Raw genomic sequence first — 24,148 nt, 5'->3', positions numbered from 1 at the left:
CAATACGCGCAGGTCGACATGCAGACACAGTCGATACGCAGACACTCAGGAGGTGAGTCCCATTACCGCTAGGTCAGTAGTGGCGCCGCCTCCTCCGTTCAGCTTCCGGTAGCGGTCGAGAGCGCCCATACGGTAATTCCCGAAAGGCACTCTCCTATGTCCGCACCGATGCACTCTCGTCCTCGGCAAAAATCCACCACCGACGTCCTGCGCCGCGCAGGATGTGTTTTTGCCGAGGACGAAGCGCGAATTCTACTGAATGCCGCACAATCCCCCGCCGAGCTTGACGTCATGATCGCTCGGCGGGTGGCCGGCGAACCACTCGAGATCATTGTCGGCTGGGCAGGATTCTGCGGTTTGCGAATAGTGCTGGAACCCGGGGTATTCGTGCCACGCCGACGCACTGAGTTCTTGGCCAGGCAGGCATGTTCGTTGACTGCCCCTGGCGGTGTTGCCGTTGATCTCTGTTGCGGCTCGGGTGCAGTCGGGGCGGTACTCCAGGCGAACGTCCCGGCGATCGAGTTGTACGCCATCGACATCGAACCCGCTGCGGTTCATTGCGCACGGCGCAACATCGCCGCGCCTGGCCAGGTTCTCGCTGGCGATCTCTACGATCCGCTGCCCACCCAACTCCGCGGACGGATCGACGTCATAGCGGCAAACGCACCGTATGTCCCCACCGATTCGATCCGTCTCATGCCACCCGAAGCGCGACTCCACGAACCCCGTGTCTCCCTCGACGGCGGTGTCGACGGACTCGATATCCAACGAAGGATTGCCGACGAGGCAGCGACGTGGCTCAAACCCGGCGGGCACCTGCTTGTCGAAACAAGCAACGAACAGGTGGACCGCACCGTGGAATCATTCACTCACGGAGGACTTCTCGTGAAAATTTCCGCACACGATGCCACCTCCTCGACAGTGGTGACCGGCACCAAACCCGCAGCACGAGTCACCTACTGACGGCTTTCTGATATCGACGGATTGCAAACGGCACGAAGACAATCAGCAAGCCGGCCGTCCACAACAGCGACGCGAGAATCGGATTCTGCAGTGGCCATGCATCGGGAACGGTCATGGCGGGGTTGGTGTTGCCAAAAAGCTCGCGCACCGCCTGAGTCACGGCCGACACCGGATTCCACTCCGCGATCACCTTCAAAGGCCCTGGCAGGTTGGTGGTTTCGACAAATGTATTCGCGATGAACGAGAGCGGGAAAATGACGACGAAGCTGGCGTTGTTGAACACTTCCGGCGTCCTGATCCACAGGCCGACCACTGCCATGACCCAGGACAACGCGTACGCGAACAACAAGAGAAGTAGGTACCCGGCCAGCGCTTCGAAGAAACTGGAGTGAATGCGCCACCCCACGAGCAGACCCGTGATCGACATGACCACCAGGCTGATCACGTTGATCAGGACATCGCTGGACGTGCGGCCGATCAGCACTGCTGAAGGAGCCATGGGCAGGGAACGGAAGCGGTCGATGATCCCCTTCTGCAGATCCTCGACCATACCCAGACCAGTCCAGGTGGAACCGAATATAACTGTCTGCGTAAAGATTCCGGCGATCAGAAACTCGCGGTACGACGTCCCCGGAACGGAGATCGCACTGCCGAACACGTACGCGAACAACAACACGAACATGATCGGCGAGAGTGTCGTGAACACCAGAAGATCGGGAACCCGCTTGATCTTGATCAGGTTTCGTTTGGCAATGGTCAGGCCGTCTTCGAGTGCCATCTGCACCGTCATTTCTGGTCCTCCAATTCAGCCTGGTGCCCGGTCAGCGTGAGGAAAACGTCGTCGAGTGTCGGCCGACGCAACCCGACATCGAATACTTTGATTCCGCGAGCCGACAGCAGATTGAGGGCGGTGACCAATGCATCGGTTCCGTCGTCGACCGGCACGGTGATGCGTCGTACGTTCTCCTGAATCTGGATCTCCCCGACGGCCAGCGCCCTCAATTCCTCCCGGACGATGTCGAGATGTTCGTTCTCGTGCACGCTCAGTTCGATACGTTCGCCACCAACCCGTGCCTTGAGTTGATCGGACGTTCCACGCGCGATCACCACACCGCGGTCGATCACCGCAATCTGGTCGGCCAACCTTTCGGCTTCCTCCATGTATTGCGTCGTGAGCAGCAGTGTCGTGCCTTGTGCCACCAGTCCTTCGATGACATCCCAGAGGCCGAGCCTCGCTCGTGGATCGAGTCCTGTTGTCGGTTCGTCGAGAAAAAGAACCTGCGGCCGGGCCACCAAGGCACCGGCCAGGTCGAGGCGTCGGCGCATACCGCCGGAATAGCCCTTGACCGGGCGATCACCGGCTTCGACCAGGTCGAACTGGTCAAGTAGCTCGCGCGCCCTCGCCTTACTCTTCTTTGCTCCCAGGTGATACAGCCGTCCGACCATCTCGAGGTTCTCGTACCCGGTGAGGTATTCGTCGACTGCGGCGTACTGACCTGACGCCCCGATCTTGGATCGCAGGGCCCGCGCATCCTGGACGACGTCCAGCCCGGCGACTTCGGCGCGGCCGGCGTCAGGAGTGAGCAGCGTGGTGAATATGCGAACCGCTGTAGTCTTTCCCGCGCCATTGGGTCCAAGAAGTGCCATCACCGAGCCTTCGCGCACTTCCAGATCTACGCCGCCCAACGCCGTCAGCTCGCCGTACTTCTTGACCAGTCCCTCGGCCACAATCGCTCCGGTCATGCGTCCTCCCGCGTCAGCACGAATCCAACCCGAGACCCCAGTGTGACGCAGAGCCCCGACAGATTTCTACGGAATTACTCGCGGACAGCTTCTCCGGACTGAACGTTCTCTGCCGAGCGATCCCGATGAACATCGCCTTTCCGTTCGACACGAACCGCGACTGTCACTACCGCAGCAAGGAGCGCAGCTCCCGCCCCGATCGAGTAGAGAACCTCGAACGAATGCAGCGTCGGCACAACCGCAGTGCCGATCAACACGGTCGAACTGGCCAACACCGCAGCAGCGACAGCACTTCCGGTCGAAGTACCCACGGAACGGAGCAGGCTGTTGACGCTGTTCGCGGAAGCAGTCTGGTCGAGCGGAGCCGACTCGGTGATCAACGTGGGCATCGCCGCCAAGGCAAATGCGACGCCTGCAGACACAATCGCTGTGCCGAGAATGATGGTGAACAGCGTCGGAGCGAGGAATACACGCAGGACATAGCCGAAAGCGATGACGATGGCACCGGTCGCCAATGTTGTCTTGGCCCCCCAGCGGCGAGTGACCTTAGGTGAAACCGTCGCGAGGAGGACCATCAAGAGCCCACCCGGCGACATTGCCAGTCCCGCTGCTGACGCAGACAGCCCGAGTCCGAATCCGAATCCGGATTCCGCGGGAAGCTGCAGTTCCTGCGTAGCAGCCAGGGAACTGATGAACATGGCAAATCCGAGCAGCAGCGCGCAGATATTCGATACCAGGATCGGGGCGCGGACCGATGTTCGTAAATCCACGAGCGGCGCCGACGCGCGCAGTTCCCACGGAACCCACGAACTCAGCAACACAATTCCCGCCGCAATGAGCACGAGAATGACCGGGCTTCCCCAACCCCATTCAGTGCCCTTGGAGATGGCAAGAAGCAGGCTGGTCATAGCCGCCGTGAAGACTATTGCGCCAAGGAAGTCGAAGCGTCCGCGGCTTTTCACCGCCGATTCCGGTACGACAAAAGGCAGTACAACTGCGACAGCAATTCCGACGGCACCGGTCACCCAGAAGAGCGAGGACAGGCCCCAATGCGCCGAGAGCACCCCTGCCATCGGCATGCCGACCATTCCGCCGATACCCACGGTCGCACTCATGAGAGCAACTGCACCACTGAGCTTTTCGGGCGGCAGTGCGTCGCGCATGATGCTGATTCCCACGGGCAACAACGCCGAGGCAAATCCTTGCATCGATCGACCGAGTACAAGAACGAGGAAGCTCTGACTGGTCGCGGCAATCAAGCAGCCCACGACCATGACACCGAGACACAGCAACATCATGGCCCGCTTGCCGTACATATCGGCAAGCCGGCCGATAAGTGGAGTTGCGACGGCACCGGTCAACAAAGTTGATGTCACCAACCACGACGCAGTCGAGTTGGAGACTCCCAATGCCGTCGCGAACTCAGGGAGAAGCGGAACAACCAAAGTCTGTTGCAGTGCGACCACCACACCGCTCAGACTCAAGACTCCGACAACCCACGACGCCCGCACATGTCGGCGGGACGACACTGTGGTCAAGCGTTCGAACGAGCAGCGACTCCGGCGTCGACAGGAACAACGATGCCACTCATGTGGGCACTGGCATCAGCCGCGAGGAACAGAATGACGCGCGTAATCTCGAACGGATCAAGCCACCCCACGGGCTGCGCGTGCAATGTCGCGAATACCGGTTCGACGTCAGCCATGGTCGGTTCTTCGAGATCCGGACGCATCATGTGGTACATCATGTCGTTGTGGATCATCGGCGTCGAAATATTGCCCGGCGCAATCGCATTGACTGTGACGCCGGAATTCGCGAGCTCGAGGGACACGCTCTTGGTCAGCCCGATGACACCCCACTTGGAGGCGCCGTATGCGGCCATCTGAGTGCCACCGGATCGACCCATCATCGAGGAGATCGTGATGATACGGCCGTAACCACGCTTTGCCATTCCGCCGGACACGGCGGCGACGGTGTTGAAAACACCCGTGAGGTTCGAAGAAATGACTTCGTTCCACTGCGCCGACGTCATCGACGTAATGGGGGCTGGAACGGATACACCGGCGTTGGCAACAGCGATGTCGACCTTGCCGAACTCGGCTTCCGCGCGGGCCACCAGGGCGTCCATTGCCTCACGGTCGGCGGTATCTGCCTTGACCGCGATGCAACGACGCCCCGTGGCCTCGACGAGACGCACCGTTTCGGCGAGATCAGCTTCGGTCGCAAGAGGGTAGGCGACGGCGTCGCTGTTCTCGCAGCGATCGCAGATCACGATGTCGGCGCCGCGCTCGGCAAACGCAACTGCGTGAGCTCGTCCCTGCCCGCGAGCGGCACCGGTGATCAGTGCAACCTTGCCTTCGAAACTACCCTCGAGGCTGTTCATGCCATCTCCTAGTTCGTTGTACACATTCGTTACTGCATGAGTACTCCGAACTCCAAGCGTTCCCGTCTCCGATCCCGAACAGCGGGAGCTGTTGCCGTCAGCGATACACGGCCGACTCGAAATCCAAGTACCCGCCAACCGAACCCGCATCTGCAAACGGCAGGATCTGCGTGGCCCAGAATCCACCAACGCCACTTTGGCGATCAATCCAGTAGAAGAGGTTGGCCAGTCCCGCCCAGGCGAGTGAACCCGCTGGTCGCCCGGTGGGAGCCACTTCCTCGTTTGTCATGAACGAATACGCCCATCCCTTGGGCACTCCGGGGAAGAACTCGGCGTCGTTGGACAATGTCGGGATGACGCCAGGCAGAAGACCGACATGTTGGCCTTCGAGGCCGTTCTTGGTTGCTGCTGCCACCGTTTCCTGCGACAACACCCGCCCCTGACTGCCGGCACCGTCGTTCAGCCACATCCGGATGAACTTCATGTAGTCACCGACGGTGCCGTGCAACCCGTGTCCACCCATGTGCACCTCGGGCTCTGCGGGCAGTTCGAATCCCACGAGCGGAGTGAGCGTTCCGTCGGCTTCTCGCTGATGAATGGTTGCAAGGCGGTCCTTCATCGACGGAGTCATCGAAAATGCGGTGTCCGTCATCTCCAACGGTTCGAAGATCCGCTCTCGCATCACGTCGCCGAGCCGTTGTCCACGAATGGATTCCACGACCTGACCGGCCCAGTCCATGTTGGTTCCGTACTCCCACTTCTCGCCCGGATCAAAAAGCAGCGGAGTGGTGAGCGCAGCTTTGGTGCAGGTGATCACGCTGGGCTGACCATGTTCCTGCGAGAGGCGGTTGTACGACTCGTTGAAGAAGTCGTAGCCGAATCCCGCTGTGTGAAGCATCAACATGCGAGTTGTGATCTCTCGCTTCGGTTCCCGCAAAATCGGCTCACCCTGATTGCCGAATCCGTCGAGAACCTTCAGCTCACCGATTTCCGGAACGTACGTGGCAGCCGGCGCGTCGAGATCGAGCAAACCTTCCTCGACGCACTGCAGTACCGCAGTTCCGGTGATGGCCTTGGTTGTCGAGAACAGGGCGAAGACCGAATCCGTGGACATCGGGTCTCCGAAGCCTGCAGCGCGCTCGCCTGCGGAACCCTCGTAGACGTTGCCGTCACGATCGGTGATCATGGCAACTACACCGGGGACGCCAGCGGGTCCGCGCACGGCATCTGCCAACAGACCGTCGAAACGCTCCTTCGAAAAAGCCTTTCCTGCAACATCTTCGATCGTCATCACACTTCTCCATCCGACTGAAAACTCTTCTGTCAGAGAGAATGTAACGACGATCACATGCCCGGCTCTGCCTCGAAACGGCAGAAGTTCCGTCTGATTTCGGCAGAACGGGACCGGATCACTCAGCTCTGCGGAGTACCGATATTGACGACCCAGTTAATTCCGAACTTGTCGACGCAGGCTCCGAACTCGTCGCCCCACATCTGCTTTTCGAGCGGCATCGACACGTTTCCGCTGGAAGACAGCTTCTCCCAGTAGCCGCGCAATACATCGCCGTTGTCGCCGCTGAGGCTGACCGTGATGTTGTCACCCGGGTTGTATGGCATGCCGGGAGGAGTATCCGAGCCCATCACGGTGTAGCCCTCGTCGGTTTCGAGCATTGCGTGCATGATCTTGTCCGAGCCGGCGCCCTCTTGTCCGAATTCACCGAAGGTGTTCAGCGCGAGCGTGCCACCGAAAACGCTCTTGTAGAACTCCATCGCTTCACGGGCGTCGCCGTTGAAACTGATGTACGGATTGAGTCGAGATGCCATGACTGAGCTCCTAATGCGAGGTCTGATTGATGTTCCGGGCCCTGCTGTCACTCTCACCGTCAATCCTTGCAGAAGGTTCCGACAAGAAACAACGGATCGACCTAGATCCTCGGAGAGGCAAACGGGGTGTCACGACTTCCCCAAGACCACACGTTCAGACTCGCGACCTGGTCTGCGACGGCAATTCCCCAAATCGTTTCCGATATCCGGCGGCAAAAATGCCCAGGTTGACGTACCCCCAGGCGTTGGCGATATCGGAAATTGTTCTTCCGTCCGAAAACAGGAGTTCACTTCGCACTCCGGTAAGCCGACGCTCCCGCAACAACTGGCCGGGTGTTGTGTCACGGTATCGGCGAAAGCCCGCGGTGAGTGCCCGAACGCTGACTCCGACCGCAGCCGCGATCTCCGAGGCAGTCGGAACCGAACGAGCGAAAGTGTCGATGTACTCCTCCGCCGCTCGTACATACACGGGCTCCGCAGAATCGATACCCGCACCGAGTGCGATACCGGCCTGCGCCGCCCACTCCTCGAGCAGTTGCGCAGTGATCAGTTCCTGCACCCGCGCCCCCAACCGCTCGCGCGACAAGGCTTCGGGCGACTCTGCGACCGCCCGCACCACGTAATCCATCAGTGCCAGCCAGCTCGATCCGCGCCCACCGATCGAGCACTTGTGTTGCCACAGACGATCATCCGGCGCCCGCCCGTACCACTGTTGGGCATGATCGGCGACAAGCTGATGCGGCACAGTCAGATTCAACTGCAGATGATCCTCGTCGAATTCCACGAAGTAGTCCGTACGACTGCAGTCCGCCACAAACGTTTCTCCGACAGCGGTATTCACGGACGAACCCCCACCAAGGGCATGCCGCCCGTTCCCGCGAATCGTCGTCAGAACCAGAATGTTCCCTGCTTCGGGCGAACACTCACCCACCGTGACGGGAATGCCGTAGCAGAACCGGGTGACGTCGATCCGACCGACGGTAGCCGAATACATGTCTGACGCCGGACGTAGTCGACTACCGATGGGCGTGACCGTATACGGCATGTAGATGTTGTCGGACCACTCCTTGATTCGGTCCCAGTCCTGAGAAAAGGCCTGGTGGTGCCGCTGGGTCTGCCGACCCGCCGCGTCGATCAGCAAGGCATTCTCGAACATGTTCCGAGTATCGCACCACAACCGGATCGGGTCACCTGTCCCGATGGACAACGACACAGCAGAGAGACTATGCCTACCGAGTGAGAACCAGTCCCGACGTCGGCACGCCGGTACCGGCAGTGACCAATACGTTCTGGGCAGCGTCGACCTGGTTCACGGAAGTCCCGCGGATCTGACGGACACCCTCGGCTATGCCGTTCATCCCGTGAATGTATGCCTCGCCCAGTTGACCGCCATGAGTGTTGATCGGAAGCTTCCCACCGAGTTCGATCGCGCCACCGGCGATGAAGTCCTTGGCTTCTCCCCTACCGCAGAAGCCGAGTTCTTCGAGTTGCATCAGCACATAGGGCGTGAAGTGGTCGTACAGAACCGCGGTCTGCATATCCGCCGGCCGCAAACCGCTCTGCGCCCAGAGTTGATCACCCACAAGCCCCATTTCCGGCAGTCCGGTCAGACCGTCACGGTAATAGCTGGTCATGATGTACTGATCGGCCCCGCTGCCCTGAGCTGCGGCCGCGATGACGGCCGGGGTGTTCTTGAGATCTTTGGCCCGTTCGGCTGAGGTGACCACGATGGCAACACCGCCGTCGGATTCCTGACAGCAGTCCAGTAGATGTAGCGGTTCGGCAATGAACCGGGAATTCTGGTGGTCCTCGAGTGTGATCGGCTTTCCGTAGAAGAAGGCCTTCGGGTTTGTGGCAGCATGCCTGCGATCAGCAACGGCAACGCGGCCGAAGTCCTCACTCGACGCACCGTAGACGTGCATGTACCGCTGCGCCACCATCGCGACAAACGAAGCGGGAGTTCCCAATCCGTGCGGGTACGAGAAGGCGTTGTCCGTTCCCGATGAATTGACCTGTGCCACAAGACCGGAGTTCACCTGGCCGAACCGGGCACCGGAGCGTTCGTTGAAAGCACGGTAGGCAACAACGACGTCAGCGACTCCGGTCGCGACAGCCATTGCAGCCTGCTGGATCGTAGCCGCAGCAGCCCCGCCGCCGTAGTGGATGCGACTGAAGAACTTCAGGTTCGGGATTCCGACCGAACGTGCCACGGCTACTTCGGTATTGGTATCCATCGTGAACGAGGTGAGCCCGTCGACGTCGGCAGGGGTCAGGCCCGCGTCGTCCAAAGCTGCTTGGACGGCCTCCGCCGCCAGGCGAAGTTCACTTCGGCCGGAGTCCTTCGAAAAATCCGTCGCGCCGATACCGACGATTGCGGCTTTCCCCGACAATGCACTCATTCGATATCTCCGGCCGTCGTGGAAGTCAGCGGGGTAAATGTCAGCATGACCTGGGCGGTGATGTGATCACCCAGACTGTTCTTGCCCACCACGGCAACCGTCACCAGCGCCTCGTCGAAGCTGGTGACGGTTCCGCTGAGCGACAAAGTGTCGTACGCGTACCACGGCACCCCGAGGCGGAGCTTGATCGAGGTGATGACGGCACGGGGCCCCGCCCAATCAGTGACAAATCGCTGCACCAACCCGGTGTCGGTGAGGATATTGACAAAGATGTCCTTCGAGCCGCGCTGTTGCGCCAGGTCGCGATCGTGATGCACGTCTTGGAAATCGCGCGTTGCCAAAGCGGCGGACACGACAAACGTCGGGTCGCCGTAGATCTCCAACGCCGGAAGCTGCTCTCCCACAGTGATGTCCGAAACCGAAGTCATCGAGCTTCCTCCTGCTGCGAAACCGGTACCCACGCATACAGAGTCCACGGAGTTCCGCCAGTCTCTTCATCTCCCGGAAAATCGAGATACGTTGCTTCGACGGACATCCCGATCGAGACATCGACAGGCGCGACACCTCGAAGTTCGCCGAGCATACGCACGCCTTCCGGTAGTTCGACGAGTGCAACCACAAACGGCAGAGAGCGACCGGGCACTGCGGGCGCATGATGGACGACAAAGCTGAATACGGTTCCCCGCCCGGAAGCCACTAGGTAGTCGGTCTGCGCCGACTTGTCCTTCCAGATCGCGGGCACCGGTGGGTGCTGCACGCTACCGTCGGGACGCAGTTGAATCCGAAGCTCGTGCGCGGCAACTCCGTCCCAGAAGAACTGTGTGTCCAGAGACGGCGTGGGGCGCAGCATTCGAGAAGAATCCAGATCCTCGGGCACATCCGATGGAACCGTCTCACCGGCCGCCGGAGCAAACTTCAGGATCCGGAACATCATCTCGGACACCAATTCGTCACCGACATGCCACAGGCTTCGGGTGGTGAAGAACCAGCCCTCACCGAGGCCCGTCTTCTTGGGCCCCACAACGTCTTCCAAGACAGACGAGATCGTCACGTCCTCACCCGGTCGCAAGTAGCGGTGGTAGGTCTGATCGCAGTTGGTTGCAACGACCGACGTGTAGCCGGCTTCGTCGAGGATCTCCGTCATACGGCCGAGTGGATCATCGGATTCGCGTACAGCGCCCAGTCCTCGCATCGTCCACACCTGCGCCATGGCCGGCGGAGCGACCAGCCCGCCATGCCCGGCGGCGAGTGCTGCGGATTCATCGACATAGATCGGGTTCTTGTCGCCGATCGCCTCGACCCAGTTGCGGACCATCGGCACGTTTACGGGATCTCGGCCGGTGCGTGGCGCGCTCGGTCCGGCGGCGCGAACCTGCTCTGCAGCAGTAAGAATGGGATCTGACACAGTCAATTCCTATCTCGGAACTCTTGGCAGCTTCAAGCCGGCGGTCGCGATCAGTTCACGCATCACCTCGTTGACCCCGCCGCCGAAGGTAATCACCAGATTGCGCTTGATCTGCATGTCCAACCACTCCATGAGATCAGCGGTCTCCGGATCGAGAGGGTTGCCGTATCGACCGACAATCTCCTCGGCCAGGCGGCCGACTCGCTGAATACGCTCGGTGGCGAAAACTTTGGTCGCGGAGGCGTCGGCAACATCAACCGAGTCCGAATCACTCGATGCCACCTGCCAATTGAGGAGTTCGTTCAGTCGATAGGTTGCGTGGATCTCCCCTAGCGTGCGTCGCACGTCGGTGTGATCGAGAAGATTCTCGCGGCGAGCCCAGTCGAAGACATGATCGTAGATGCCACCGACGCGGCCTGCTGGTCCGAGCATGACTCTCTCGTGATTGAGCTGGGTGGTAATGAGGCGCCAGCCCTGATTCTCCTCGCCCACAAGCATGTTCACCGGAACGCGAACGTCCTCGTAGTAGGTGGCATTGACGTGATGGGCGCCGTCGCAGGTGATGATGGGCGTCCAGGTGTACCCAGGATCCTTCGTGTCCATGATCAGGATCGAGATACCCCGGTGCCGCGAGTCTGCTGCTCCCGTTCGCACAGCCAGCCACACATAGTCCGCATCATGTCCACCGGTGGTGAAGATTTTCTGACCGTTGACTATGTACTCGTCACCCGCGCGGACGGCACCGGTACGCAAAGCCGCAAGGTCGGTTCCGGCCTCAGGTTCGGTGTATCCGATGGCAAAATGCACTTCGCCGGCCAGGATGGCGGGAAGAAACTTCTGCTTCTGCTCCTCGCTACCGTACTTCTGCAACGTCGGTCCGACCGTCTGCAACGTAACCGACGGCAGTGGAACATCTGCTCGCACAGCCTCGTTGACAAAGATCTGCTGCTCCACCTCGCCGAAGCCTCGCCCGCCGTATTCGACCGGCCAGCCGACACCGAGCCACCCGTCCTTGCCCATTCGGCGGATCACGTCGCGGTAGGTGGGTCCGTGCCGTTCGGTACGCATGATCTTCGCCTCGTCGGGCGAGATCAGAGTCGAGAAGTAACGACGAAGTTCAGCCTGCAACGCGCGCTGACTGTCGGTCAGATCGATGAACACCGGGCCCCCACGAGGTCGAGTCGATGCGAAGCGCCACCGAGCAGGCGCGCCAAGTCTTTTGCTGCCCCGTAATAGCGATGAAGCGGATAGGTGACATCCACTCCCAAACCGCCGTGCAGATGATGGAGAACCTGCATGGTCGCAGGAACTTCCTGAGCTATCCAGTACGCCATCACATCCAGATCGGACTGCGCGTCAAGCCCTTCCGACACGCGCCACGATGCCGACAGCGACACAACGTGCAGTGTCCGGGACGTGACGTAGGCGTCGGCGATCTGTTGTGCGACGGCCTGGAAGGTCGCGAGCGGCTTACCGAATTGCTCGCGGGATCCGATGTGGGCAGCAGTGAGATCCACGGCTCCGGAAACCAATCCGTCGACCACAGCTCCGATGCTCGCCAACGCGATGCGATAGAGCGTCTGCAGGGCTTCCGTACCGGCGCCCAGCAGCTCACCTGTGGCGTCGTCGAGAACGATCGCAAACTCGGGACTGCCGGACGAACTCGGCGTCGGTGTAAGCGTCACACCTGCCGAGTTCGGGTCGATCAACACAACACCGACGTCTGTCGGAACCAATACGCGGTGCGCACTCGCAGCGAAGGGGACCGCGAGCACAGTCCCGTTGACGCGGTACCGATCACCGGTCTTCTCACCGGTCTTCCTTGCCGTAACGGCTGGCTGCTCGGGAAACTGGCGGCCCGGCTCAGCCAAGGCAGCCGTGAACACCCGTCCCGCGGCAACACCGGCCAGAAGTTCGTCCTGCTGGGCGTCGCTGCCCAGCGCGACTATGGGCAGCACCCCGAATCCGAGTGTGGCCAGCGCTGGAATCGGCGCTGCCGCTCGGCCGACTTCGGTGAGCAAGGCGCCCACGTCGGTGACGGACAGACCCTCCCCTCCGAGTCGCTCCGGTAGCGCCAACGTGAGCAGATCCGCCTCGGCGAAGGCCGCCCACAAGGCATCCGGCTGTAGTTCGCGGGCCAGGAGTGCGGTAGCCACCTCGGCTACCGCATCCTGGGTTTCATCTCTGGTGAAGTCCACGCTGGCAAATTCCCGTCGTCGATATAGAACGTGTTCTAGTTGTATCACCAACGGGACCAAATTTGTAGACCTACTACTCCCGCGGTAGCCCCAGAATTCGCTCAGCCGCGACGGTCAGCAGGATCTGCGTCGTACCACCGGCGATGGACAGACAACGCGTATTGAGGAACTCCCGGGACAACGGCCCCTCGACCCAACCAGCCGGACCGCCCAACTCCATCGCGAATTCCGCGACGGTCTGACGCTGCCGAACACCGACCAGTTTGCGGACGCTCGATGCCGGTCCTGGATCCTGGCCATCCAACTGCCGCAATGTGGTTCGCAACTCCAAAAGCGATCCCACCATCGCGGTGCCGATCAAACCGCCCAACTTGTCCGCGACCACGGGATCCGGACTTCCTGCCAGAACAAGCAATTCCTCCATCGCACCACCAAGTGACGAGCCACCGCTCATCGCGACCCGCTCGTTGGCGAGTGTGGTTCTGGCCAGTTTCCAACCACCACCGAGCTCTCCGACGACACAGTTGTCCGGGACGAAAACGTCGTCGAGGAACACCTCGTTGAACAGCGAATCGCCTGTGATTTCCCGCAGCGGCGAAATCCTGATCCCCGGTGTTCTCATATCGAGCAGAAAGTACGTGATGCCCTTGTGCTTGGGTACACCACGATCGGTACGCGCTAGACAGATCGCCCAATCAGCCTCACGCGCAAGCGAAGTCCATACCTTCTGCCCGTTGAGCTTCCATCCACCGTCTACCTTCTCGGCAGTGGTGCGCAGCGCAGCGAGGTCGGATCCAGCTCCCGGCTCGCTGAACAACTGACACCACGTGATGTCCCCCTTCAAGGTGGGGACGGCAAACCGTTCGATCTGTTCGACGCTGCCGTGCTCGAGAATGGTTGGCACGGCCCACCATCCGATGACCAGGTCAGGTCGGCCGACGCCTGCCGCGGTCAACTCTTCCTCGATCAAAATCTGGTGAGCTGCCTTCGCCCCTTTGCCGTACGGCACCGGCCAATGCGGCGCGAGGTAACCCGATTCAGCCAAGGCAGTGCGCTGCTCGGACTCCGGCAGAGCGACCAGTTGTGCTACTTCACTGCGAATTTCGGCGCGATCGGACTCCAACGCACTGAGATCGATCTGCAGGTGACGACGCGATCCCGCGAGCGTCAACTCCGCCACCCTGGCGCGCCAACGAGACGAGCCGCCCATCATCTGACGCAACGACACGGCGCGACGAAGGTAGAAATGCGCCTCGTGCTCCCAGGTGAACCCGATGCCGCCGAGCACTTGGATGCAATCCTTGGCCGTGTCGACTGCCGCATCCAGGGACACCGCGGCGGCTACTGCTGCGGCGATCGGAAGTTCGTCACCCGACTCTGCCGCCACGGCAGCGTCCCAGGCGACTGCACCGACGTTTTCAACCCGGCACAGCATCTCGGCACACAGATGCTTGATCGCCTGAAAGGAACCGATCGGTTTGCCGAACTGCTCACGAATCTTTGCGTACTCCACCGCAGTCCGCAGGCTCCACGCGGCAATTCCGGCAGCCTCCGCCGACGCGAGCGTTGCAGCAAGATCAGCCACCGATCCCGTCGCTATGTCGCCGATGATCCGATCCGCATCCACGACCACACGATCAAAGGAGACCTTCGCCAACGGACGGGACTTGTCGATCGTGTCGAGCGCGTCATACGTGACTCCACTCGATTCACCGTCGACGAGCACCCACACGACGCCATTACCGTTGTCGGCGGAAACCAGTACTGACACGCCGGCATCTGCGCCCCACGCGAAACCTCCGTCACCGTGAAGTTCGAGCCCTCCGGATTCGGTAGCCGTTGCGGCAACTGGTCTTTCGTCCAATACGACGGCGCAGGGAATCGCACCGTCTGCAAGCGCCTCCGACCAGCGCTTTGCCGCGGGAGTTGCACTGCGGCCGACCACCAACGCGGCCAGTGCCGTAGTGAGAACAGGACCCGGAACGAGTTCAATCGCAGCCTGCTCGAGCATCGCCGCCAGATCTACGATCTCAGCTCCGGAACCGCCAACCGACTCGGGCACAGCAACGGAAAAGAGCCCCAACGAGGCAAAATCCGGCCAACCCTGGCGCCACGAATTCGCTGGTCCACGGCGTACCATGTCCATCGGCGCTGCTGATCGCGCCCACGCCTCGATCGACTCCTGGACTGCCCGTTGTTCATCGGTCGTGGCGATAGTCACAACTGGTTCCCACCTCTCCATTAGTGACACAATTGTTTAGAACGTGTTCTAATATGACACCTGGCCATGAGTCAAGGCGCGAAGGAATTTGTCGATGACCGCAACATCTCGATCCCGCTCCACTGCCGTCGCATCCGCGACGCTCGGAGAGGACGATCTCAGCTCCAACGCGCAACGCGAACGTCGCAAGCGGATTCTCGATGCCACATTGACATTGGCATCCAAGGGCGGATACGAAGCCGTTCAGATGCGCGCGGTGGCCGAGCGTGCGGATGTTGCCGTCGGAACGCTCTACCGATATTTTCCGTCGAAGGTGCACCTCCTGGTTTCCGCTCTGGCGCGTGAGTTCGAGAAGATCGACTCCAGAGGCAAGATTCCGCCCGGAACAAGCCCGCTCGAGCGCATGCAGCTGATCCTGAGTTTGATCACCCGAGCAATGCAACGCGATCCACTGCTCACCGAAGCAATGACCCGCGCATTCATGTTCGCCGACGCGTCTGCTGCTGCCGAGGTCGATCACGTGGGCCAACTGATGGACCGATTGTTTGCACGCGCGATGACCGAAGAGGAACCGAACGACGAACAGTTGGCCATCGCCCGCGTGATCTCCGATGTGTGGCTGTCCAACCTCGTGGCTTGGCTCACACGCCGATCATCGGCCACCGACGTCGCCAATCGACTCGAATTGACCGTTGAACTGTTGCTCGGCGACGGATCCCGCAGACCTGCATAGGGATAATCCGGATCGATAATCGGTTCTGGGCACCTGCCGAGCCGACGTACCGAGCCAGGACGCTCGCAATCACCTAGATTTGAAGAGGTGAGCGCACAGGATCTCCCCATCGAACTCCGTCGAGCCCTCTCAGCCGTGGCGCAGACGCCACGGTTGCTGGTTGCCTCCGATTACGACGGGACCATGGCGCCCATCGTCGCGGATCCGGAGAAGGCGTATCCACGCGCGGAATCGGTCCGCGCCCTTCGCTCGCTCGCCAGCCTGGCTTCCACGACAGCGGCCGTCATCTCGGGACGTGCCCTCAAAGACCTCGCCGCACTCTCCCGACTCCCCGCCGAAGTACAGCTGGTCGGTAGTCACGGCTCCGAATTCGATATCGGATTTGTTCACGCCATCGACGCCGACGCCAAGAAACTGCTCGGCGAGATCAGCACCGAACTGACCCGGATCGCGTCCCGCACTCCCGGCGCGACCGTCGAGAAGAAACCTGCCAGCATCGCTCTACACGTTCGAAACTCCCCCGAAGACGACGCCGAAAAAGCCCTGATCGCGGTGCGAACGGAATCCGCGCTCTGGCCGGGAGTGCAGGTCACGGAAGGCAAGTCCGTCGTAGAACTGGCTGTCATCGCCACCGACAAAGGCCAAGCGCTTGATCTCATCCGGCACCAGGACGGCGCAACCGCTGCCGTGTTCATCGGCGACGACGTCACCGATGAAAAGGCGTTCGCCAGGCTGTCCGGCCCGGACATCGGCGTCAAGGTCGGCCCGGGCGACACCATGGCCGCCTTCCGTGTCGACAGCACCGAGGACGTCGCGGCCGCGTTGGCGTTTCTGCTCGAAGAGCGTCGTACGTGGCTTTCAGGTGCAGACGCGCCGCCCATCGAGCGCCTGTCCATGCTTGCCAGCCCCCGCACGGTTGCCCTCGTGACGCCCGACGCCACCCTGACGTGGTTGTGTCACCCCGAACCCGACTCCGCAGCGGTATTCGCCCACCTGCTCGGCGGGACCGCCGCCGGGCACTTCAGCGTCGGGCCACGGCGGACTGCGCTACCGCTGAGCCAGAAGTACCTCGACGGCACCATGACCGTTCAAACTCGGTGGGCCAGCCTGTCTGTCACCGACTACCTCCCCCACGACGTGCAACAGGGCCGAACCGACTTCACCCGCATCATCTCCGGTAGAGCCGACGCTGTGGTCTCGTTTGCACCGCGCCCGGAGTTCGGCCAAGCTCAAGTCACCCTCGAGATCGTGGAGGACGGCATCCGCGTCCTGGGCACCAACGAACCGTACGTGCTGCGATCCCCCGGTGTGCAGTGGAATATCGCCACCGACGGCAACCAGCAGACTGCCCATGCAATCGTCACGCCGTCAGCCGGCGATATCGTTCTCGAACTGCGCTGCGGCACAACAGATATGGACCCGTCACCGGCGCCCGAAGCAGACCGGCGCGCCAGGTCGGAAAGTTACTGGTCCGATTGGGCTAAAACCCTCGAGCTGCCGAAACTCAAGCCGGACTTGATGAAACGCTCCGCTCTCACGCTGCGCGGACTCGTCCACGCCGACTCAGGCTCCATCATGGCAGCGGCAACCACGTCACTTCCCGAAGAGATCGGCGGCGTCCGAAACTGGGACTACCGCTACTGCTGGTTGCGCGACGCCGCGCTCACCGCAACAGCTCTCGTGAGTGTCGGGTCGACGCACGAAGCCGAGGAGTACCTCGACTGGGTCCACCGCGTCCTCGAAACACTGCCGGGCCCCGAGCGTCTACACCCGCTGTACACGCTGAACGGCACGTCACTGCCGCCTGAGGCCGTCATCGACTCCCTGCCCGGATACGCCGGCTCCCGCCCGGTGCGGGTTGGCAACGCTGCCAATCAGCAAGTCCAACTCGACGTCTTCGGCCCCATCGTAGAACTGATCGTCCACCTTGCCGATGCCCGCGAAAAGGCCGGGGCTGCCGAGCCTTTGAGCGATCGCGACTGGGAACTGGTAGGCGCAATGGTCGAAGCCGTGCAACGACGATGGTTCGAACCCGATCACGGCATCTGGGAGATCCGCGACAACCCGCGCCATCACGTCTACTCCAAGGTGATGGGGTGGGTGACCGTCGACCGCGCAGTGAAACTGGCCGACCGCTTCGGCCGAACGGCACTGCCCGAGTGGGCCGAATTGCGCGATCAGATTGCCGACGAGGTGCGCCACAAGGGATGGAAGGACGACGTCCAGTCGTACACCGCCGCATACGACGGTGTAGATCTCGACGCCGCAACCCTGCACATCGGACTGTCCGGGCTGATCGATCCGGAGGACCCGCGATTTGCCGCGACGGTAGTTGCCACCGAAGCCGAATTGCGTAGCGGTTCAACGGTGTACCGCTATCACCACGACGACGGCCTGCCCGGCATCGAGGGTGGATTCCACCTCTGCGCGGCCTGGTTGGTCGAGGCGTACCTGCTGATCGGACAACGCCTGCAGGCAGAGGCGCTGTTCGACCAACTGGTCGCAGCAGCAGGTCCTACCGGTCTTCTCGCGGAAGAGTACGACCCTGTTGCAGAACGCTCCCTCGGCAACCATCCCCAGGCTTACAGCCATCTCGGCCTACTGCGCTGCGCTCAGCTCTTGGACTTACCCGCTCAGATCTTGGCCTGACCCGACGTACGGCCGACCAGTAGTTCCGTCTCGAGCATCTCGATGATCGGCACACCGGAACCGGACGGTGACATCAGCAGTGCACCCGCGCGCCGGCCCTTCTCCTCCTGAGGCTGGCGCACGGTGGTCAGCGATTCACGAAGCGCCTCGCCCACGCCGTCGAATCCGGTGATCGACAATTGACCAGGCACGTCGATGCCCTGCCAGCGCGCCCAGTCCAAAGCGCCGAGGGCCAGTACGTCGGTGGTGCAGATCAGTGCCGTGATCTTCGGATTGGTCGCAAGCGCCTCCGCTGCCGCGGAGTGCCCGGACTGCGTGGTGTGGACGTACCGCTCGATCACAGTCAGAGAAAACGGATCAATCTGCGCCGTCGACATCGCGTCGCGCACTCCCTCGATCCGCTCACGCTGAACGTGGAAATGCGGCGACTTCAGGCGCTCCTGACTGACAACACCATCCATCCGGTCTCGCCCCAACCGCATGCAAAGCACACCGATCTCGGTGTGGCCCAGACCGATGAGGTAATCGGCAACCTTGCGCATGGCAGCGCGGTCATCGATGCCCACGAGAGACGCTCCGGGAATCTCGCGCGGCTGATCGCACACCACGATCGGGATGTGACGTTCGAGGACGGCGGCAAGATACGGGTCGTCGTCGGCAACCGAATAGACGACAAAACCGTCGACGCCGGCTTGCTGCACGACCGCGGCGGCATCCACGTCGTCTCGCCCTGGTCCGGCAGGAATCAGGAGCAACCCCTGCCCAGCTTCCTCGCAGGATTCCGAGAGGCCTGCCAGGAAGCTCATGGCAGCCGGGTCACGGAAGCTGTAACTGAGCGCTTCGGTGAGGAGAAGTCCCACGGCACCGGCTTTACGGGTACGTAGGGAACGGGCGACCGGATCGGGTCCGGGATATCCGCGTCGCTTGGCCGCTTGGAGCACTCGATCCCGAAGCTCGACGGAGAGCTGATCGGGTCGGTTGTACGCGTTCGAGACTGTTGTTCTCGACACATTGAGCTCGGCGGCGAGCGACGCCAAAGTGGCTTGACGGCGTGGCTGACGGGACCGGGGCATAGACGGACGTTATCGGTACCCGTCAAAGTCGGCACGACGGGGCTGAACCGAACATGACCTACCAGCGACTATGCGCTAATGTGTAACGGTAACGGTTTCCAATAGCATTTAGCCCACCCTTCGTTCAGGAGAAAATTCGTGCGCTCGTCGTCCAAAATCCGCATCGCCGCCCTCGCCACCATCTCGGTCGCAGCGGCCATGGCACTGACGGCCTGCGGCTCCGAAAAGACCGGGGACGATGGCATCTCCGTCGTCGCCTCCACAAACGTGTGGGGCAACGTTGCGCAGGCCGTCGCAGGTGACGTTCTCACCGTCACCTCCATCATCGACGAGCCGTCCGCGGATCCGCATTCCTTCGAAGCCACCCCGGCTCAGGCTGCCAAGATCACCGACGCCTCCCTTGTCGTCTACAACGGTGGTGGCTACGACCAATTTGTCACCGACATCCTCGACGCAGGCAAGGGCGACCAGAAGACCGTCAACGCGTACGACCTGCTCGACGGTGGAATCCACGCAGGCGAGACCTCGGGAGAATCGCACGACGGTCACACGCACGGCGCCGTCAACGAGCACGTCTGGTTCGACATCCCCACCGTCGACGCAGTGGCCCACTCCGTCGCCGACCAACTCAGTGCACTCGACCCCGACAATGCGTCGACGTACGAGGCAAACGCACAGGCATACAGCCAGAAACTGGCCGGCATCACCGCCGTCACCGATTCGATTGCCGCGGCCCACGGCGGCGAGTCGGTCGCGCAGACCGAACCCATCGCGCACTACCTGTTGGTTGCCGCCGAGCTGAAGGACGCAACCCCCGAGGAATTCACCAGCGCGATCGAAGACGGCAACGATCCGTCACCGGCCGCGATCGCCGCAACGCGCCAATTGCTGTCGGACAAGGCTGCCCGGGCCCTCGTCTACAACACTCAGACGCAGGACAAAGTGACGCAGGACATGCGCTCCACCGCCGAGAAAGCAGGCGTGCCCGTCGTCGAGGTTACGGAGACTCTCCCCGAAGGCCTGGACTACATTCAGTGGCAGACGCAGACCGCGGAGTCGCTAGCCAACGCCCTCTCTGCCCAGTAATTTTTTCCCACTCAATTCCGAGAAGAACCGATCGGCTTGTGACAGAAACCTCCGCGAATACAACGGCGCCGGCAACAAACGCCGTGCCCGCAGTCGCCCTGAAAGACGCCCGATTGTCCTTCGGCGCCCGCACCCTCTGGGACGGCCTCGACCTCGAGGTTCAGCCCGGCGAGTTCATCGCCGTGCTCGGCCCTAACGGCTCCGGCAAGACCTCACTTCTGAAGATTCTGCTGGGGCAGCTACAACTCAGCGGCGGCAGCGCAGAAATCGCCGGAACCCCGGCACGCGCCGGAAACTCCCACGTCGGGTACATCCCGCAGCAGAAATCCATCGACGACGGACTTCCGCTGCGCGGGCGCGACCTTGTCGGTCTCGGGGTCGACGGACATCAGTGGGGCACCGGCCTGCTTCGGCGGGGGCGTCGACGCGCGATTGTCGACAACGCCATCGCGCAGGTCAGCGCCGAAGCGTTCGCAGACGCCCCCATCGGATCCATGTCCGGCGGTGAGCAACAGAGATTGCGTATTGCGCAGGCACTGGTCGGCGATCCGAAGATTCTGCTGTGCGACGAACCGCTGCTCAGCCTCGACCTCGCCAACCAGCATCTGGTGTCCACGTTGATCGACAAGCGTCGACGCACCCACAACACGGCCGTACTGTTCGTGACTCACGAGATCAATCCGATCCTTCCGCTGGTCGATCGGGTGCTGTATCTGGTCGACGGCAAGTTCCGCATCGGAACGCCGGCCGAGGTGATGACGTCCGAGGTTCTCTCTGATCTGTACAACACCGACGTCGAGGTACTGCAGGTTCGTGGCCGCCTGGTTGTCGTCGGCACCGGCGACGCCATCGACGCTCTCGGCAGCGCGGGCGGCCTGCGTCCGGGCGAAGGCGTCCACCACAGCGATGAGGATCACGCGTGAGCAACAAATTCACCGATGCGATGTCGCGGATGTTCGACGTGTCCGCCACTGTCGACCTTCTGCAGTACGACTTCGTCCAGCAGGCATTGATCGCCGGGGCGATTCTCGGATTGCTGGCCGGCATCATCGGCCCGCTGATCGTGAGCCGGCAGATGTCGTTCTCCGTTCACGGGACCAGTGAGCTGTCACTGACCGGCGCGTCGGCTGCCCTGCTGGTCGGAGTGAGTGTCGGCGCCGGAGCAATTGTGGGTTCGGTGGTCGCGGCAGTTCTCTTCGGACTACTGGGAGCCAAAGCGCGAGACCGCGATTCGGTGATCGGCGTGATCATGGCCTTCGGGCTCGGACTGTCGGTGCTGTTCCTCTGGGCGTACGACGGCCGAACCGGAACCAGCTTCTCGTTGTTGGTCGGTCAGATCGTGGCACCTGGCAACAGCGGACTCGAACTGCTTCTTCTGTGCGCAGTCATCGTGATCGGCACGCTGGGATTCATCTACCGCCCCTTGCTGTTCGCCAGCACCGATCCCGAAGTGGCTGCGGCCCGCGGTGTTCCGGTACGCGCGCTGTCCATCGTCTTTGCGGTTCTTGTCGGCATCACGGCCGCTCTGGGTGTGCAGATCGTGGGCGCGCTGCTGGTGATGTCGTTGCTCATCACGCCCGCCGCGGCGGCCGCGTACGTCACCGCAAGCCCGCTCAAGGCCACCATCTTGTCCGTGGTCTTCGCGGAACTCGCCGCTGTCGGCGGCATCCTGCTCTCCCTCGCACCCGGAGTTCCGGTGTCCAGCTTTGTCACCACGGTGTCGTTTGTCATCTACCTGATGTGCCGCCTCACCGGTTCTGCGCGACGCAAGAATGCCGGACGGATTCCGGCGCACGCATGACGATCCGCGTCGACCTCAACAGCGACCTCGGCGAGGGATACGGCGCCTGGACGCTCGGTGACGACAACGCCATGCTGACCGTGGTCACCAGCGCCAATATCGCGTGCGGGTTTCACGCCGGTGACCCGACCACACTGTTGGCGACCTGCCGCTCCGCTGCTACGCAGAACGTACGGATCGGCGCGCAGGTCGGATACAACGATCTTTCGGGATTCGGCCGACGCTTCATCGACGTCTCACCCACCGATCTCGCGGCCGATGTCATTTATCAAATAGGGGCACTCGACGGACTGGCCCGTGTCGCCGGCTCCCGCGTCACGTACGTCAAACCTCACGGCGCGCTCTACAACGCGATAGTGCATCACCGTGAACAAGCGCGCGCCGTTGTCGACGCCGTTCGTAGCTACGACGCGTCCCTCCCCGTTCTCGGGCTCCCGGGTTCGGTGTTCCTGGCCGAAGCGGAAGCGGCCGGTCTGACAGTTGTGACCGAGGCCTTTGCCGACCGCGCGTACACGCCGGAGGGGACGTTGGTGCCCCGAAACCAGCCAGGGGCAGTACTTCACAACCCTGTTGCCATTGCCGAACGCGTGCGCCGGATAGTGCTCGAGGGCGTCGTCGACGCCATTGACGGCAGCCGCGTGACGGTCCGCGCCGACTCGGTGTGCGTCCACGGTGATACCTCGGCCGCCGTCGACATGGCCACCGAAATCCGGAGACTGCTCACCGCGTCCGACGTGACGATCACGCCCTTCACCTGATTCCTGCGCCCGCACTCCTCGCTGAGGGACAATGGCTTCATGGCATGGCTCGATGTCGTTCGCCCCGGCCCGTTGACCACCGTCCAGGACCATGGACGGGTAGGTTGCGCGGCCAGCGGCGTCGGCCGCTCCGGCGCCGTTGATCTGATCTCCCACGACGCGGCAAACAGGCTGGTAGGAAACGCACCTCATGCCGCCACGCTCGAAATCACGACAGGCGGATTCGCCGCACAGGCCGTCGGGCCGCTGACCGTTGCAGTCACCGGCGCGAGGGCACCGGTGACAGTCAACGCACGTCCCGTTGCCGACTACTCGACCCTCCGACTCGATGGCGGCGACCTCCTCGAAATCGGCTACAGCACAACCGGACTGCGCACCTATCTCGCTGTCCGCGGCGGCATCGACGTCCCGGAAACTCTCCGCTCTCGCTCCACCGACACACTCGCCGAACTCGGCCCAGCGCCCGTCCGCGCGGGCGATCACCTGCTCGTCGGAGTTGGCGAAGCCGAGTGGCCGATCGAGGATTTCATCCCACCGCCGGCGCCCACCCCATGCCCCGTTCCGCTCGGCATCACCCTCGGACCGCGCGACGACTGGTTCACACCCGCCTCCGTCCACGCATTGCTGCACCACGCCTGGACCGTCACCGAAGACACCGATCGAGTCGGCGTTCGGCTACGCGGCCCCGGACCGCTGCATCGCTCACGTACGTGCGAATTGCCCAGCGAAGGCGTCGTCTCCGGCTCGGTTCAAGTGCCCCCGAACGGTCACCCCGTGATATTCCTGGCTGATCATCCCGTAACCGGCGGGTATCCGGTGATCGCAGTGGTCACCGACCCCGGAATCGCCACGCTGGCGCAAATGAGACCGGGAAGTTCGGTTACCTTCCGGGCGGCGTAGGCGGCGCTGATA

Annotated in this window: 22 protein-coding genes; 8 read left to right on the top strand and 14 right to left on the bottom strand. The window is 62.1% G+C overall.

Annotated features, from left to right (window positions below; all coding sequences use genetic code 11):
* The first annotated feature begins 156 nt into the window (after positions 1-156).
* Positions 157-963, top strand: a complete 807-nt coding sequence (locus C7T36_RS24855; RefSeq protein WP_033232519.1) for a putative protein N(5)-glutamine methyltransferase — start codon at positions 157-159, stop codon at positions 961-963.
* Here C7T36_RS24855 and C7T36_RS24850 read toward each other — a convergent pair.
* The 13 genes from C7T36_RS24850 to C7T36_RS24790 all read right to left on the bottom strand — a co-directional run bounded on the left by C7T36_RS24850 (position 953) and on the right by C7T36_RS24790 (position 15,136).
* Positions 953-1,753, bottom strand: coding sequence for an ABC transporter permease (locus C7T36_RS24850; protein WP_033232521.1), 801 nt, complete (start codon positions 1,751-1,753; stop codon positions 953-955). The two genes, C7T36_RS24855 and C7T36_RS24850, sit on opposite strands and share 11 nt — an antisense overlap.
* Positions 1,750-2,706, bottom strand: coding sequence for a daunorubicin resistance protein DrrA family ABC transporter ATP-binding protein (locus tag C7T36_RS24845; RefSeq protein ID WP_033232523.1), 957 nt, complete (start codon positions 2,704-2,706; stop codon positions 1,750-1,752). The genes C7T36_RS24850 and C7T36_RS24845 overlap by 4 nt, the downstream gene beginning before the upstream one ends.
* A gap of 74 nt (positions 2,707-2,780) precedes the next feature.
* A complete protein-coding gene (locus tag C7T36_RS24840; RefSeq protein WP_239654759.1) occupies positions 2,781-4,235 on the bottom strand; it encodes an MFS transporter in 1,455 nt (484 codons plus the stop codon).
* A gap of 5 nt (positions 4,236-4,240) precedes the next feature.
* Entirely contained in the window at positions 4,241-5,089 is an 849-nt protein-coding gene (locus tag C7T36_RS24835) for a mycofactocin-coupled SDR family oxidoreductase (RefSeq protein ID WP_033232524.1), read from the bottom strand.
* A gap of 97 nt (positions 5,090-5,186) precedes the next feature.
* Positions 5,187-6,380, bottom strand: coding sequence for a serine hydrolase (locus C7T36_RS24830; protein WP_084702897.1), 1,194 nt, complete (start codon positions 6,378-6,380; stop codon positions 5,187-5,189).
* A gap of 122 nt (positions 6,381-6,502) precedes the next feature.
* Positions 6,503-6,913 (bottom strand): VOC family protein, encoded by a 411-nt coding sequence (locus tag C7T36_RS24825; RefSeq protein ID WP_033232525.1) that lies wholly within the window; start codon positions 6,911-6,913, stop codon positions 6,503-6,505.
* Positions 6,914-7,067: 154 nt separating this feature from the next.
* Positions 7,068-8,069, bottom strand: coding sequence for a helix-turn-helix transcriptional regulator (locus C7T36_RS24820; RefSeq protein WP_045069626.1), 1,002 nt, complete (start codon positions 8,067-8,069; stop codon positions 7,068-7,070).
* 73 nt (positions 8,070-8,142) lie between these two features.
* Positions 8,143-9,312 carry a lipid-transfer protein gene (locus tag C7T36_RS24815; protein ID WP_045068420.1) on the bottom strand — a complete coding sequence of 390 codons (1,170 nt, stop codon included), beginning with the start codon at positions 9,310-9,312 and terminating at the stop codon, positions 8,143-8,145.
* Complete coding sequence (locus C7T36_RS24810; RefSeq protein ID WP_045068418.1) at positions 9,309-9,740, bottom strand: MaoC family dehydratase; 432 nt, start codon at positions 9,738-9,740, stop codon at positions 9,309-9,311. Before C7T36_RS24810 ends, C7T36_RS24815 begins: the two co-directional genes overlap by 4 nt.
* Positions 9,737-10,717, bottom strand: coding sequence for a bifunctional MaoC family dehydratase N-terminal/OB-fold nucleic acid binding domain-containing protein (locus C7T36_RS24805; protein WP_045068416.1), 981 nt, complete (start codon positions 10,715-10,717; stop codon positions 9,737-9,739). Before C7T36_RS24805 ends, C7T36_RS24810 begins: the two co-directional genes overlap by 4 nt.
* Positions 10,718-10,726: 9 nt before the next feature.
* Positions 10,727-11,878: an acyl-CoA dehydrogenase family protein gene (locus C7T36_RS24800; RefSeq protein ID WP_045068414.1), complete on the bottom strand. Its 1,152-nt coding sequence runs from the start codon at positions 11,876-11,878 to the stop codon at positions 10,727-10,729.
* Positions 11,863-12,915 (bottom strand): acyl-CoA dehydrogenase family protein, encoded by a 1,053-nt coding sequence (locus C7T36_RS24795; protein WP_045068413.1) that lies wholly within the window; start codon positions 12,913-12,915, stop codon positions 11,863-11,865. Before C7T36_RS24795 ends, C7T36_RS24800 begins: the two co-directional genes overlap by 16 nt.
* 73 nt (positions 12,916-12,988) lie before the next feature.
* Positions 12,989-15,136 (bottom strand): acyl-CoA dehydrogenase, encoded by a 2,148-nt coding sequence (locus tag C7T36_RS24790; protein WP_045068412.1) that lies wholly within the window; start codon positions 15,134-15,136, stop codon positions 12,989-12,991.
* Positions 15,137-15,230: 94 nt separating this feature from the next.
* On the opposite strand from C7T36_RS24790, the gene kstR reads away from it, so the two are divergent.
* Positions 15,231-15,869, top strand: coding sequence for a cholesterol catabolism transcriptional regulator KstR (gene kstR, locus C7T36_RS24785; RefSeq protein WP_033232537.1), 639 nt, complete (start codon positions 15,231-15,233; stop codon positions 15,867-15,869).
* Between the two features lie 87 nt (positions 15,870-15,956).
* On the top strand, positions 15,957-18,518 hold the full coding sequence (gene otsB / locus C7T36_RS24780) for a trehalose-phosphatase (protein WP_045068411.1): 2,562 nt from the start codon (positions 15,957-15,959) through the stop codon (positions 18,516-18,518).
* Here the strand turns inward: otsB and C7T36_RS24775 are convergent.
* Positions 18,503-19,591, bottom strand: a complete 1,089-nt coding sequence (locus C7T36_RS24775) for a LacI family DNA-binding transcriptional regulator (protein ID WP_033232541.1) — start codon at positions 19,589-19,591, stop codon at positions 18,503-18,505. The two genes, otsB and C7T36_RS24775, sit on opposite strands and share 16 nt — an antisense overlap.
* 138 nt (positions 19,592-19,729) lie before the next feature.
* Between C7T36_RS24775 and C7T36_RS24770 the strand changes: the two genes are divergently transcribed.
* The 5 genes from C7T36_RS24770 to C7T36_RS24750 are packed head-to-tail and all read left to right on the top strand — an operon-like array spanning position 19,730 to position 24,136.
* Positions 19,730-20,677, top strand: coding sequence for a metal ABC transporter solute-binding protein, Zn/Mn family (locus C7T36_RS24770; RefSeq protein ID WP_033232543.1), 948 nt, complete (start codon positions 19,730-19,732; stop codon positions 20,675-20,677).
* A gap of 38 nt (positions 20,678-20,715) precedes the next feature.
* Complete coding sequence (locus tag C7T36_RS24765; protein ID WP_045068409.1) at positions 20,716-21,600, top strand: metal ABC transporter ATP-binding protein; 885 nt, start codon at positions 20,716-20,718, stop codon at positions 21,598-21,600.
* Positions 21,597-22,478 (top strand): metal ABC transporter permease, encoded by an 882-nt coding sequence (locus C7T36_RS24760; RefSeq protein WP_045068406.1) that lies wholly within the window; start codon positions 21,597-21,599, stop codon positions 22,476-22,478. The genes C7T36_RS24765 and C7T36_RS24760 overlap by 4 nt, the downstream gene beginning before the upstream one ends.
* The gene (locus C7T36_RS24755; RefSeq protein ID WP_045068405.1) at positions 22,475-23,236 is read left to right on the top strand and encodes a LamB/YcsF family protein; all 762 of its coding nucleotides are present in this window, start codon (positions 22,475-22,477) and stop codon (positions 23,234-23,236) included. Before C7T36_RS24760 ends, C7T36_RS24755 begins: the two co-directional genes overlap by 4 nt.
* Before the next feature lie 39 nt (positions 23,237-23,275).
* On the top strand, positions 23,276-24,136 hold the full coding sequence (locus C7T36_RS24750; protein ID WP_045068402.1) for a biotin-dependent carboxyltransferase family protein: 861 nt from the start codon (positions 23,276-23,278) through the stop codon (positions 24,134-24,136).
* Positions 24,137-24,148: the final 12 nt, after the last annotated feature.

The organism is Rhodococcus sp. AD45-ID (genome assembly GCF_003023755.1).
GTDB classification, from domain to species: domain Bacteria; phylum Actinomycetota; class Actinomycetes; order Mycobacteriales; family Mycobacteriaceae; genus Rhodococcus_F; species Rhodococcus_F globerula.
The sequence above is the reverse complement of the archived record's forward strand: the minus strand, read 5'-3'. Positions and strand labels throughout refer to the sequence as shown.

What these genes read in the sequence shown, in the direction of transcription:
- C7T36_RS24855 (WP_033232519.1), top strand. Translation starts at nt 157, where the DNA reads ATGTCCGCACCGATGCACTCTCGTCCTCGGCAAAAATCCACCACCGAC.
- C7T36_RS24850 (WP_033232521.1), bottom strand. Translation starts at nt 1,753, where the DNA reads ATGACGGTGCAGATGGCACTCGAAGACGGCCTGACCATTGCCAAACGA.
- C7T36_RS24845 (WP_033232523.1), bottom strand. Translation starts at nt 2,706, where the DNA reads ATGACCGGAGCGATTGTGGCCGAGGGACTGGTCAAGAAGTACGGCGAG.
- C7T36_RS24835 (WP_033232524.1), bottom strand. Translation starts at nt 5,089, where the DNA reads ATGAACAGCCTCGAGGGTAGTTTCGAAGGCAAGGTTGCACTGATCACC.
- C7T36_RS24830 (WP_084702897.1), bottom strand. Translation starts at nt 6,380, where the DNA reads ATGACGATCGAAGATGTTGCAGGAAAGGCTTTTTCGAAGGAGCGTTTC.
- C7T36_RS24825 (WP_033232525.1), bottom strand. Translation starts at nt 6,913, where the DNA reads ATGGCATCTCGACTCAATCCGTACATCAGTTTCAACGGCGACGCCCGT.
- C7T36_RS24820 (WP_045069626.1), bottom strand. Translation starts at nt 8,069, where the DNA reads ATGTTCGAGAATGCCTTGCTGATCGACGCGGCGGGTCGGCAGACCCAG.
- C7T36_RS24815 (WP_045068420.1), bottom strand. Translation starts at nt 9,312, where the DNA reads ATGAGTGCATTGTCGGGGAAAGCCGCAATCGTCGGTATCGGCGCGACG.
- C7T36_RS24810 (WP_045068418.1), bottom strand. Translation starts at nt 9,740, where the DNA reads ATGACTTCGGTTTCGGACATCACTGTGGGAGAGCAGCTTCCGGCGTTG.
- kstR (WP_033232537.1), top strand. Translation starts at nt 15,231, where the DNA reads ATGACCGCAACATCTCGATCCCGCTCCACTGCCGTCGCATCCGCGACG.
- C7T36_RS24775 (WP_033232541.1), bottom strand. Translation starts at nt 19,591, where the DNA reads ATGCCCCGGTCCCGTCAGCCACGCCGTCAAGCCACTTTGGCGTCGCTC.
- C7T36_RS24755 (WP_045068405.1), top strand. Translation starts at nt 22,475, where the DNA reads ATGACGATCCGCGTCGACCTCAACAGCGACCTCGGCGAGGGATACGGC.
- C7T36_RS24750 (WP_045068402.1), top strand. Translation starts at nt 23,276, where the DNA reads ATGGCATGGCTCGATGTCGTTCGCCCCGGCCCGTTGACCACCGTCCAG.